This is a genomic window from Butyrivibrio sp. WCD3002, from assembly GCF_000424265.1.
Lineage (GTDB): Bacteria > Bacillota > Clostridia > Lachnospirales > Lachnospiraceae > Butyrivibrio.
In genome coordinates this window covers 84,693-97,511 of sequence record NZ_AUJO01000003.1, presented here as the reverse complement: position 1 = coordinate 97,511, position 12,819 = coordinate 84,693, and the positions used below count along the sequence as shown (strand labels likewise).

Genomic DNA, 12,819 nt, shown 5'->3' with positions numbered 1-12,819 from the left:
GCTGTGACGACGTATGATATTTAATCCTTTTAAAAGTCTTAGGTTCAGAGTATTTTTAATGGTCTTTTTCACGGGGCTTGTTTCATGCCTCGTGATTCATTTTGCAATAATCGAAAGCTATGAAAACAGAGCTGTGAGCGTCAGAGAGTCTGAGGTTTCCACGCAGCTTATGATCCTGGCAAATCACCTTATTAACTACAATTATTTTTCCGATACGACTTCGGACGTAATCAACGCAGAGCTTGACCTTATTGCCAATCTCTACGATGGACGTGTTATGGTCATAGATAACAATCTTCAGATTCGTAAGGATACTTATGGAATCAGCGATGGCAAGATCATTATCTCGGAAGAGGTTGTAAAGTGTCTAAAGAACGGCACTGCAGGTGCCAGCACCGTTTATGACAGGAATAATGGCTATATTGAAATGACGGCGCCTATTACTGAGACCCTTACCTTTGAAAGCGGCGACGTGGCTGCAGGGGAGAAATCCCAGGATGTTGTAAGAGGTGTTTTGCTGATAAGTGTATCAACAGAGTATATCAGAAACACCATGAATATCCTCACAAGAAGAGCTGTTTCCATAGAGCTAATTGCGGTTATTCTTATCCTTGTGTCAGCATGGTGGGGATCAGGAAAGCTCCTTCGTCCCTTCGACAGAATCACCTCTGCCATCAATGATGTTAAGGCCGGTTTTACAAATGAACCTATAGAGGGCTCACAGTACTACGAGACAGAGCATATTATTAATGCCTTCAATCAGCTGCTGCAGAGGATGAATGCGCTTGACGCATCAAGACAGGAATTTGTATCAAACGTATCCCACGAGCTTAAGACACCGATAACCTCAATGAAGGTGTTGGCAGATTCACTTATCATGCAGGATGATGTTCCAAATGAGGTTTACAGAGACTTCATGGAGGATATAGCTGCAGAGGTAGACAGAGAGAATCAGATCATAAACGACCTTCTCGAGCTTGTTAAAATGGATAAAAAGGCAACCTCTCTCAACATCACTACAGTTGATGTTGTTCAGATGATGGAAGTTATCATGAAGAGAATGAGGCCTATTGCCAGAAAGAGAAATATAGAGCTTACACTTGAGACCACAAGAGAGATAAGTGCCGAGATTGATGAGGTTAAGCTTTCACTTGCTCTTATGAACCTTGTTGAAAATGCAGTTAAGTATAATAAGGAAGATGGTTGGGTCAAGGTTAAACTTGATGCTGACCACAAATCCTTTACCTGTGAGGTCAGTGATTCCGGAATAGGAATACCGGAAGATAGTCTTGATAAGATTTATCAGAGATTTTACAGAGTCGATAAGTCAAGGTCCAGAGAGATTGGTGGAACAGGACTTGGACTTTCCATAACCCACAGCGCAATACTTATGCACAGAGGAACTATTGACGTGCAGAGCATTGAGGACGAGGGAACAATATTTACAGTAACAATTCCGCTTAAATACATGCAGTCACAGGAATGAGAAGATGAGATCAGTAACGAAAAGGCTTATAAACTTAATATTCTGCCTTTTGCTTATCGTGAGTACCCTTTTAGGATGCTCTGAAAGTGCTGCCCCTGATTCCGAAAAGGTTGTACAGGTCTATTATATTAACAATGATGAGACCGGAATCCTTTTTGAAAATTATGAAGTTAAAGCTGATATGGATGACACAACAGCAGTAATTGAGGAGCTTCTTGACAGGATGCAGACAATGCCTGAAAAGCTTGAGTATGAAGCTCCTATTTACGGACCTATTAAGCTCCTTTCATATTCCTATAACACAGGTCTTCTTACTCTTAATTTTGACAGCAGCTACGTTGAGACGGATTCCACAATAGAGATTTTGGACAGAGCAGCCATGGTGCGTACTCTGACTCAGATTCCTGATGTGGAGAACGTTGCATTCATGATAGCAGGCAATCCTCTTACCGATGTAAACGGCAACATTATAGGAAATATGTCAGCGGATAGCTTTGTCTATAATGCAGGTAACGAGATCAATACATATGAGAAGGTTGAGCTTGTACTTTATTTTGCAACAGAGGATGGAAAAAAGCTTGTACCTGTCTATAGAAGCGTTGTTTATAACAGTAATATTCCCATGCAGAGACTGGCTGTTGAGCAGATTCTTAAGGGACCTAACACAGATGTGGCTTTTCCTACTTTGAATTCTCAGACAAAGATTAATTCAGTATCTGTCAGAGACGGTGTTTGCTATGTGGATTTTGATAACAATTTCCTGATTCAGCCCCATGCCGTAACTCCTGATGTTGCAATCTATTCATTGGTTAATACACTCTGTGCAATTACAGATACCAATAAGGTTCAGATTTCCGTAGGTGGAAGCTCTGATGTTATTTTTATGGAGACGGTTTCACTTGGTACCGTATTTGAAAGAAATTTAGATATAGTTGAGTAATATTTTATGAAGAGACCGCTTTGCTTATTTACCATTCTGGTAGCGGCGGCTGTTCTGATTCTCATAAATGTTTTTCCGCAGGATTTTTATTCTGATCTGCCTGATCAGGCAAATATTACGCAAACCGGAGAAGTGATCGGAAAAGAAATAAAACTAAATAGCTACAGTGGAGAAAAGGAGCTTATTGTGAAAATAAAGCTCCTTGATAAGGACTACCATGCGCTTGTATATCTAAGCTCTGATTTTGAGCCTGACATCGGTCAGATCATCAGGGTTAGCGGAGAATGCAGGTGTTTTGACAGTGCCAGAAATCCGGGAGAATTTGACAGCCGAAGCTACTACAGAACTTTGAAAATTGCATACAGAATGAAAAATGCCAAGGTACTTGGCGTCGGAGGCAGAAAGGATTTCATAAAGGAAAGCATGTATGACCTTAAGATGAATATCGAGAGTGTGATGGATTCCTGTATGGAGCCTGAAGATGCCGGAATAATGAAGGCTATTGTACTTGGTGATAAAAATGAAATTGATGACGAAATAAAAGATATTTATAAACGGAATGGAATAATACATATCATTGCTGTATCGGGGCTTCATATTTCACTGATCGGACTTAGCCTCTACAAGCTTCTTAGAAAGACAAGCTTGTGGACTCTGCCATCTGCGATGATTTCCGTGACAGTAATGTATTTGTATGGTGTCATGTGCGGAATGAGTACATCTGCTTACAGAGCAATCATGATGTTTGCGGTAAGACTTCTTGCAGACGTAATAGGAAGGACCTACGATATGCTCTCGGCCCTATCCCTTTCTGCGCTCTTTTTACTGGCAGAGCAGCCGCTATACATTACAAACAGCGGATTCCTTTTATCCTTTGGAGCAATAATGGGTATCGGATATGTACTTCCTGCGTTTCCTGAGTTTATTAGAAAGGGGTGTTTAAAGCCTGTTTCTGCAAGTCTTGCAATCTCCATTGTCACACTTCCTGTGTATACGTCATACTATTACACCTTCCCGGTTTTTTCTGTTTTCCTAAATCTGCTTATTCTTCCCCTTATGGGAGTATTGATGCTTGGTGCAATGCTTAGCATTTTTGTGGGAGCAGTTTTTGTACCGGCAGGGCAGATACTTGGAATGATCGACCACTTTATTCTTAAATGGTTTCTCATCTGCTGCAATGCAGGGGATATGCTTCCTGCCGGGACTTGGTATATAGGACACTCCGAGGAGTTGCAGATAGCGGTATATCAGGTGCTTCTGGTATTGTTCGTGATGCTGGGAGAGGGTGGATATCTTAGAAGGGTAGTTATTGAAATAAAGGGACAAACAGGATGTCTTAGAGGGATAGTGAGTGGAAGGACGTGCAAGAGTATTGGATTGATAAGTAAAAAGGGTGATAGTGATAAACGTTATAACGAATATTTGGTATCAATAATACAATTTTGCACTTTGATATTGGGACTTGCAATCCTGTGCTTTAGATGCCATCCGGATCTGAAGATTACTGCCGTAGATGTAGGACAGGGAGATGGAATTGTAATTGAATCTAAGGGAATGAACATAATGATTGACGGCGGAAGTACGTCAAAGAAGAATGTGGCAAAATATCAGCTTGTTCCGTTTTTATCCTATGAAGGGATTGGCGCACTGGATGCGGTTATTCTGACCCATGAGGATGAGGATCATATGAGCGGCATAGTTCAGATGATGGAGATGATGGAAGAGCGAAAGAGCAATATCAGGATAAGGAATCTTATTTTGCCTGATATTGATGACGCATCAAAAGGAGATAACTACAAACTCCTAGAGACCAAGGCAGCAGGGCTGGGAATTCGCACTTTTTATGTGAAGCAGGGAGATGAGATAAATCCGGCCGCGATTGGAAAGCACTTAAATGTATTTAGTATCGAAAGTCATGCCGCCGGGGAAACGTGGAAATATACCGGCCTGAGTATTAAGTGCATCGGCCCTGTTTCTAAGATGGTGACAGATGAGCCTAACGCCTATTCCACAATTCTTCTCATCAAGTGCGGAGATTTTAGTGGGCTTTTTACCGGAGATGTGGAGAGCACAGGTCAGGACAATCTTAAGGAGTACATTCGTCAAAATCCTGATGAGTTCAGGAATCTGACACTTCTTAAGGTTGCGCATCATGGAAGTGGCTACACGACTGATGAGGAGTTCTTAGATATGGTAAAGCCAAGAATCTCTCTAATTAGTTGCGGAGTTGATAATCGATACGGACATCCTCACAAGGAACTTGTGGAGAGGCTGGAAAACGTTGGAACACAGATTTTCAGGACTGATGAAAGTGGTGCTATTACAGTTGAACTGCATAGGGATAGGATGAGTGTGGATACTTTTCTGGATACTCCATCCCCAGCCAAGAGCCTATAAAGGCAAAGAGTATTCATTTCTTTTTCACAACAACACTAATGTAAAAGGAAATTAAAAACCTGATACAATAGAGTTAATATATGGAAGATGAGTAATGTCTAAAACACAGTTGGAGGAGCCATGATCATATCACAATACTTCGTTGAATTTATCTTTTACAGTTTTCTTGGATGGGTCTGGGAGTCAATCTATTGCACCACAAAAGAGAAAAAGTGGGCTGACAGAGGATTCCTGTTTGGACCTGTGTGCCCTATTTACGGTTCCTGCGTTGTTGTGGCATCCATGGTATTTAGCCTGATTCCTGCATTTGCTGATCCAAACTTCCCCATTTGGGCCATATTCATTATGTGTTATATAGGCAGCGCTATTGCGGAGTTTGGTACATCCTGGGTTTTAGAAAAAAGATTCCACGCAAGGTGGTGGGACTACAGCAACATTCCACTGAATATTCAGGGAAGAATCTGTGTCCCTGTAAGCACAGCCTTTGGCCTTGCCGGAATCCTTGTGGTGAAATACCTTATGCCCTTTGTAAACGGAATGCATGCAGTGGTGCCTGCTGCTGTCTATGAAGTATGTGCAATCATCTTTGCGGCCGGATTTGGCGCGGACTTCGCTCTAACGGAAGCAAGCCTTTCTGCTCTCCTTAAGGATGTTGAGAACATGCATCAGGAATTCAATATCCAGGCCCAGCAGAACTATGAGAGATTAGCCGCAGTTCCCAGCGTTGTCAGTGAGAAGCTTCGCTCGGAGGTAAGCTCCATAGAGAACAAGCTCAACATGGAAAAGGAAACCATGGAAGCAAGGATAGCCTCGACAAGAGAAAAAATATCAGCTCTTCATGCAGGTTCTCTTTCTTTTAACCAGAAAAGAATACTTACAAGTATATCGAAATTCACCTCAGATAAAAACAAAACTACCAAGCAGAATGCCGACAGACTTGCTCTGGTTGCAAAGCTTAAAGAGAATATAAAAAAACTATAGCAGAGTGAGGCAGCAGTTCTGGCAGCAGAGGATGTTAAGCAGGGTAACAGCGATCAGCAGATTGCTCTTGGTGAAACCCTTGATGCAGTAAATGGTATGCTGGGAGATATCGGAAGTACCGTTGGCGGTGTTCAGCTTATTTCCCAGGGAGCAGATACCTGCGAAACTTCTAAGAATGCCGTTGTAGATACCATGAGCGCACTTTCCGCTATTTCACAGGAGAATGCAGCATCCTCCGAGGAGACAGGTGCTTCCATGCAGGAGCTTTCAGCAACAGTTACAACTCTTGCAGGATCTGCTAACAGCCTCAAGGAAATCGCAGATCAGCTCAATGAAGATATGAAGTTCTTCAAGGATTGATATTGCTTTTTGATTCATAAGAAAAACTGCTAAATAGAATAAAAATAAATCAAAGACCTGCACGGGATTGATTTCCTGCGCAGGTCTTTTTTGCCTTATTACAAAATATCAAAATATACACTATCCCGTGTCGGATTATGTATAATTAGCGAAAAAACCCCTTCCGACGATGTCGGTCGGGGATGAATCGCCCGTCTTCAACGCTTTGCTTTAACATATTTTCCAGATTTCTCATATTTTCTTCGATGGTCATCAGTGCGCTGTTCTTCTATGTATTTTTTGACGGTTTCCATGGATACGGAACCGGTAGTAGCGCAGAAATAGCTGGCACTCCAGAATGGTGAATCACCCCATAGGTACTTTTCGATATGCTCTTTGTATCTTAAGTGAACCTCTCGTGAAAGCCCGGTCTTTAACGTGTTGATCAGCTTTACCGGTGCCATATCTGGAGCCATTGAGATCAGAAGGTGCATGTGATCTCTGTCTGTTTCAACTGAGAGTAGGTCACAGTCCATCCTTCCACAGAGATATGCGGCGTGTTTTTTCATGAAATCACCCATTTCATCCGTGATGACCTTTTTTCTGTACTTGGTAACAAAAATGATGTGGTACGTAAGCAGGTAGACTGAGTGCCTGTTCCTTTTGTAATTGTCCATAAAAGCTCCTGAAATCTCTAAATCCACAACAAACAAATGTTTGTATAATTACTGAAAATGTGCTATAATACACAGTATAAGGCTTGATGAAAGGAATTACAACCGTGTACAGAACAAGGCAGTTCAGAATCAGTAAAAACAACAGACTATATGGTTACTGCAGCGATATCTGCAGAGCCTGCGCCATTCTGTACAACAGGGCTAATTTCATAATCCGTCAGTATTCTTCAGCCGTGGAAGCCATGGCATCCTACAGACCCCTGTATCCCAATCAGATGCAGGTATTCAGTCTTGTTAAGGACATCCTTGATGGTACAAAATATCAGGTAAAAGGTTCCTGGCTTTCTTACAATGCCCTTGACTATCTTTTAAAGGCCACAAAAGATAAGGCATACTACGGGCTTCCATCACAGGCAAACCAGCAGATACTGAAGCTCCTGCTCAGGGATTACAAGTCATTTTTTGAGGCAGTGAAGGCATATGCAAAGACTCCATCTGCTTTTACAGGACGTCCCCGTATGCCCCAATATGTAGGTGAGGGAAAGTACAAGACAGCCATACTCACAAATCAGATATGCAGGATAAAGGATGAATCTCTTATCAGATTCCCCGGAACAAACGATATGCTAAGACTTGGTGAAGACTTCCCTTGCGGAAAGCTAAAGGAAGTGCGCATTAAGCCCCATGGCAAGGACTTTGTGATAGATGTCGTCATGGATGTGGAAACAAGGGGCATGGCTCCTGCTGATGATAAGGAAATACTGAGGAGCCTTGTAGATATGGAGGACATTTCAGGCATCCGCGTGATGGCACTAGATCCCGGGACAGATAACATAGCGGCTGTAGTAAACAACTTTGGCGAGAGACCCTTTGTCATAAAAGGTGGAAGCATCAAATCCATCAACCAGTTCTACAACAAGGAAATGGGCAGGCTCTCATCATGTGCCATGAGATGCAATAAGAGATACCGTACCAGAAAAATGAGTATCCTTACTGAAAAGAGGAACAGGAGGATAAAGGACCAGTTCCACAAGATAAGCAGACAGCTTGCGGACTATGCAAGGGATAACCGTGTCGATGTTGTGGTAATGGGACATAACGTATTCCAGAAACAGGAAGCAGATATGGGACATATCAGTAACCAGAATTTTGTGCAGATACCAATGCTGATATTTGCAGATATGCTCCGCTATAAGCTTGCTGAATATGGGATAAGATTTGCCCTAACCGAGGAGAGCTATACATCAAAAGCGGATTTTCTTGCCATGGATCCTATCCCCATGTATGAAAAAGGGAAGAATAAAGAATACACTTTTTCAGGAAGAAGGATAAAAAGAGGACTCTACAGACACTACGACGGAACATTCACAAATGCAGACATAAACGGGGCTGCAAATATATTGAGAAAAGTATTCCCAAAGGTAACACAATGGGATAGGGGCATAGTGGACACGCCATGTTCTTCAGGATGCCATAGGCAGACTGAAGGTTCATGCCGCACAGTGGCATAACAGAAACCCTTTCCGACGCAGAGTCGGTGAGGGTAGACAATATGTAATGACCTCTATTTTGTAGCAACGTGGATTTACCTGTATACTAAAGTTGCTAAGACAATGGTAACAGGGATTACCGCATACAAAAGGAGGTCATCAAATGAATAATACCACAGTTTACGTAGGAATGGATGTACACAAGGAAAGTTTTACTCTTGCTGATTACACAATTGATACGGAAAAGAGTTCTCATACTCGCCGTACATCAGCTGATTACAAGGAAGTCATGAAGTTTTTGGAATACCTTCGTACTATCTATGGAAATGATACTAGCTTTATATGCGGTTATGAAGCCGGTTGCCTTGGCTATACTTTATATCATCAATTATCTGATCATAATGTTAACTGTGTAATCCTTGCACCTACTACTATGCTTGAACAGAGAAGTGGTAAACGAATAAAGACCGATAAACGAGACGCAGAATTAATTGCCAAATGTCTTGCTCAGCATAATTATAGTCCAGTACACATACCTACCGCGGAGGATGAACAAACAAAAGAGTTTTTACGAATGAGAGATGATCATAAAATTGCTCTAAAAAAAATCAAGCAGCAGATCCTCTCATTTTGTCTTCGCCATGGATATCACTATGAAGGAAAAACTAATTGGACAGTAGCACATCTAAAATGGCTTAAGGCACTTGGCACGGAGGCTTTGTATAAAGAAATACTCGATGAATATCTGCTGACATATGATTTTTTAATCGATAAGATAGAACGTCTTGATAAACGTATAGAAGAACTTGCTTCAAAAGAAGAATACAGAGACTCAGTTAAAAGGCTCTGTTGCTTCATTGGCGTTCAAACTCATTCGGCATTATCAATTTTGGTTGAGGTAGGTGATTTTAAACGATTCGCTTCTGCTGAAAAATTTTCCTCCTACTTGGGGCTTGTGCCAGGTGAGAAAACCAGTGGTGATGATAGAAATCGACTTGGTATTACAAAAGCAGGGAACAGGCATGTGCGGCTCCTATTGACAGAGGCAGCTCAATGTTATGGTAGGGGGACGGCTGGGCATAAATCTAAAGCCCTGAAAGCTAAGCAAGCAGGAAATGATCCTAAGGTTATAGCATATGCTGACAAAGCTAATGAACGCTTAAGGAGACGATTCTACAAAATGGTTCTCGGAAAAAGTAAGCAGCATAATGTTGCTAAAACAGCAATAGCAAGAGAACTTGCATGTTTTATGTGGGGCATGATGACTGACAACATAGCCTAATTGTGGAATAACATCGTGCTGCTAATATCAAGGCCAAGCCACCTGTGGTGGTGCTTCGCAGCCTTGACATCATCATCCCGCTGTTATGATAGGCAATCAAGCAGATGTAAGATGGCTTACGCCATTTACATCTGGCCATAACAAAAAGTAAGAACTGAAGGCATCTTGAAAGGGCTTCGGCCAATTTCAAGGTTCGAGCTATCTATGAATGAACTATGTCGGCACAGAGCAATCTGTGATCCACGCGGGTAGACAATAGAGCTCACGGCGGACCATTGACCTGTCGGTAACCAATCCACGTATATCAGAGTGGCCAATGCCGGGAACTGATAACCCGAGGCTCTTTCAAGGTGCCTTCAGAACAATTAAATAAAACTTGTGGTGACTCCCTGTAAGTTTCTCTTGACAGGAGGTCATTACATATCAGTTCATTACTTGGAGGATTTTGGTATGGGAAAAGATAATAAAGAGAAAAAGGAAAGAGTTCTCACCGACGCTGAAAAGAAGAGACTGGAAAAATTCGAGATACTTTCCAATGAGATGACGCAGCAGAACTATACGCGTAAAGATCTGACCATAGATTTGAATGAGGCAAATAAAAACATGGTACTTTTGCTCATTCCGCTTACGGTGATTTCATTTGTTCTGTATTTTGTACTAAATCCGATTCCGAAGCTTCACATATCCGAAATGTTCATCACTATGGGAGCATACTTAATATCTATACTGGTCCATGAGGCCCTTCACGGTCTTAGCTGGGGCATTGCTTCTAAAAAGAAGTTCAAGGATATCGAATTCGGATATGCTGCCAGCACTATGAATCCTTACTGCACATGCTCTACACCACTGACAAAAGGAAATTACATTTTCGGTGCAGTGATGCCCCTTGTTATTCTTGGCATAATTCCAATAATCGTCGGAATTGCCGGAGGTTATTTCTGGGTAATGCTCTTTGGAATAATCGGATCAGCCTCTGCCTGTGGGGATATTATGGTAATAAAAAATATCGCTTCATACGCACCATCTGCAAAGGATGTAGTTTACATGGACCATCCCACAGAGGGAGGAAGCGTTGTATTTGAGCGTGTCTAATAGCCATGAATAGGGAAAATTAAGGATAACCGCTTGGTTTCAGTATTTAAGACTGGGACCCGGCGGTTATTTTTGAATACGCATGTTCGTGGATACAGCCCACAACGATTCCGAAGCGGAAAGCCTTACATTCTCAATGGGTGATCTGTTTTCCGAGCTGAACCTCGCGGTGGGATGATGAAAAACATAAAATATATACGTTTGAGTATATATACGTAATAGTATATAATATGATTACAAGGTGGTGATCGTATGTATATTAAACAGTATCTTGAAGATAATAGAATATCGATCTATAAAGTAGCAAACAGCGCAACTGTAGCATATCCCACAGTATTTAATATAGTTAATGGGAAAGTGGATATCTTAAATTGCGCTCTCGGCGTTGTGAAAAAAATAGCCGATGCTCTTGGACTTACAATTGATGAACTGATTACTCTTTGCGATAAGAATCGCACGTTTGAGCTGTTCAGAGGAGAACAGTGCCATTTGGTCAAGAGGATGGGTGAATTGAACTATGTGATTGAGCTTTTGGAAAGTAGGAAAATCGACTATTATTGGAAACTTGCTATGAAAACGGAAGCTTTTTATCTTCTGGCCATGCTGGATTATTTGAGTAGACGAAATAATCTTCCTATATGTGAAGAATATAATGAGATCAGGAAATATAAATTGGAGAAGCTACTATATCCCGCAGATATTGAGCTTTCCGGAAAATTATTGGGAAAAGATTTACATAAAAAGGCTCTGAAAAAAGCCATCCCGGAATTTCTTGATTATAACATTGTTGAATGTGAGGTTTTGTAGTGGACAAAGTTATATATGGATATTGGAGATGAGACAATATGCTAGAACTCATAAAACCTGAATTAGAAGAAATGTCTTCTAGAGAAAGCTTTATGGCTGATGAAGAAACCATGTCTTATAACGCCAAGTGGGGTGGAACCATTACATTTCCAAAAGACAAGTGGAATTCCTGGTATGATGCATGGGTAAGAAAGCCCGGAAAAGATAGATTTTTATCGTTATCTGCAAAATGAAGAAAAAGAATATGTCGGCGAGATTGCCTACCACTATGATGAGCCAAGAGATATATATATTTGTGATGTGATCATCCTAGCAAAATACAGAAATCGAGGGTACGGATCCGAGGGCATAAAGCTTCTATGTCAGGCAGTAAAATAAAATGACATTTCGATATTACACGACGACATCGCTGCTGATAATCCTTCATATAAGCTCTTTCTGAAAAATGGCTTTGAAATTGAATGCCGGAATGCAGAAGTTGTTATGGTGAAAAAGGCACTATGACTGGAAACGATGTAGATGAATTTAAGTTTGACGATATAGAGTTATGTAGAAAAAGTATTAGTAACAAAAGGTGCTGCCGATAGACGGTTAGCCCTGTTTTATAAGTCGATTATGAAATAACCGCTCAGTCTGGCAGGACAATGGGCGGTTATTTTTTGTGCACGCATGTTCGTGGATACAGCCCACTTATGGTACACATCGGGATGTATCATGTGAGTATCAGATGGAGGGATAAATATGGGCAGAGGATATATTTGTAAATGTGAAAAATGCGGATATACATTAAATGCATCACTTGGATCAGGAATGATCTATCCCCAGTTAATAAAAGATGAAATAGAAAACATGAAGAAAGGCCACTACGGCGAGCAGGGAAGAAAATTCTTCGAGGAGCATCCGGACGGATCAATCTCCTGCGAGCGTGTAGTTTCTCGGTGCACTAAGTGTGGGAATCTTGAACCGGTGTATGATTTGAACCTCATGATACCAGACCACGAAATTGAACAAAAAAGACAAACATTAATGGATGGGATTAATCGAGGAGATCCCAAATTCACGAGTCTGCCGGAAGATAGGGTTAAGTCGATCATAGAAATTAAAAGATGTGTCTTATACGAGAAATATGACCATCACTGTTCTAAATGCGGAAGCAAGGCTGAAATTATTGATGAATTTATAAAAGAACTAAGACAGGAAAAAATCATTTGTCCCGAGTGCGGCGGAAAAATTAAGGAGTATAGATTTTTGTGCTGGGATTAATATTTAATGCCACCTTTATTGAAACTACACCAAATGTAGAATAGAATTTAAATAAATATATTTAT

General features: G+C 41.2%; 13 protein-coding genes. 12 read left to right on the top strand and 1 reads right to left on the bottom strand.

Annotated features, from left to right (window positions below; all coding sequences use genetic code 11):
- The first annotated feature begins 13 nt into the window (after positions 1–13).
- The 5 genes from G608_RS0105790 to G608_RS23170 all read left to right on the top strand — a co-directional run bounded on the left by G608_RS0105790 (position 14) and on the right by G608_RS23170 (position 6,164).
- The gene (locus G608_RS0105790; protein ID WP_026495238.1) at positions 14–1,486 is read left to right on the top strand and encodes a sensor histidine kinase; all 1,473 of its coding nucleotides are present in this window, start codon (positions 14–16) and stop codon (positions 1,484–1,486) included.
- 58 nt (positions 1,487–1,544) lie between these two features.
- Complete coding sequence (locus tag G608_RS0105785) at positions 1,545–2,426, top strand: GerMN domain-containing protein (protein ID WP_196810144.1); 882 nt, start codon at positions 1,545–1,547, stop codon at positions 2,424–2,426.
- A gap of 6 nt (positions 2,427–2,432) precedes the next feature.
- Entirely contained in the window at positions 2,433–4,823 is a 2,391-nt protein-coding gene (locus G608_RS0105780) for a ComEC/Rec2 family competence protein (RefSeq protein WP_026495236.1), read from the top strand.
- A 120-nt stretch (positions 4,824–4,943) separates the two neighbouring features.
- A complete protein-coding gene (locus tag G608_RS22280) occupies positions 4,944–5,804 on the top strand; it encodes a putative ABC transporter permease (protein WP_051208902.1) in 861 nt (286 codons plus the stop codon).
- Between the two features lie 96 nt (positions 5,805–5,900).
- Positions 5,901–6,164: a hypothetical protein gene (locus G608_RS23170; RefSeq protein ID WP_026495235.1), complete on the top strand. Its 264-nt coding sequence runs from the start codon at positions 5,901–5,903 to the stop codon at positions 6,162–6,164.
- A 197-nt stretch (positions 6,165–6,361) separates the two neighbouring features.
- On the opposite strand, the gene tnpA is transcribed toward G608_RS23170, so the two are convergent.
- Positions 6,362–6,820 (bottom strand): IS200/IS605 family transposase, encoded by a 459-nt coding sequence (gene tnpA, locus G608_RS20085; RefSeq protein ID WP_051208900.1) that lies wholly within the window; start codon positions 6,818–6,820, stop codon positions 6,362–6,364.
- Positions 6,821–6,906: 86 nt separating this feature from the next.
- Between tnpA and G608_RS0105760 the strand changes: the two genes are divergently transcribed.
- The 7 genes from G608_RS0105760 to G608_RS0105735 all read left to right on the top strand — a co-directional run bounded on the left by G608_RS0105760 (position 6,907) and on the right by G608_RS0105735 (position 12,754).
- Positions 6,907–8,331, top strand: coding sequence for an RNA-guided endonuclease InsQ/TnpB family protein (locus tag G608_RS0105760; protein ID WP_026495234.1), 1,425 nt, complete (start codon positions 6,907–6,909; stop codon positions 8,329–8,331).
- Between the two features lie 142 nt (positions 8,332–8,473).
- Entirely contained in the window at positions 8,474–9,592 is a 1,119-nt protein-coding gene (locus G608_RS0105755) for an IS110 family transposase (protein WP_026495233.1), read from the top strand.
- Between the two features lie 450 nt (positions 9,593–10,042).
- Entirely contained in the window at positions 10,043–10,684 is a 642-nt protein-coding gene (locus G608_RS0105750) for a DUF3267 domain-containing protein (RefSeq protein ID WP_026495232.1), read from the top strand.
- Between the two features lie 252 nt (positions 10,685–10,936).
- The gene (locus G608_RS20080) at positions 10,937–11,491 is read left to right on the top strand and encodes a helix-turn-helix domain-containing protein (protein WP_026495231.1); all 555 of its coding nucleotides are present in this window, start codon (positions 10,937–10,939) and stop codon (positions 11,489–11,491) included.
- A gap of 38 nt (positions 11,492–11,529) precedes the next feature.
- Positions 11,530–11,724 (top strand): hypothetical protein, encoded by a 195-nt coding sequence (locus G608_RS22275; protein ID WP_051208899.1) that lies wholly within the window; start codon positions 11,530–11,532, stop codon positions 11,722–11,724.
- On the top strand, positions 11,696–11,869 hold the full coding sequence (locus tag G608_RS24540; protein WP_155833232.1) for a GNAT family N-acetyltransferase: 174 nt from the start codon (positions 11,696–11,698) through the stop codon (positions 11,867–11,869). The genes G608_RS22275 and G608_RS24540 overlap by 29 nt, the downstream gene beginning before the upstream one ends.
- 363 nt (positions 11,870–12,232) lie before the next feature.
- The gene (locus G608_RS0105735) at positions 12,233–12,754 is read left to right on the top strand and encodes a hypothetical protein (protein ID WP_026495230.1); all 522 of its coding nucleotides are present in this window, start codon (positions 12,233–12,235) and stop codon (positions 12,752–12,754) included.
- Positions 12,755–12,819: the final 65 nt, after the last annotated feature.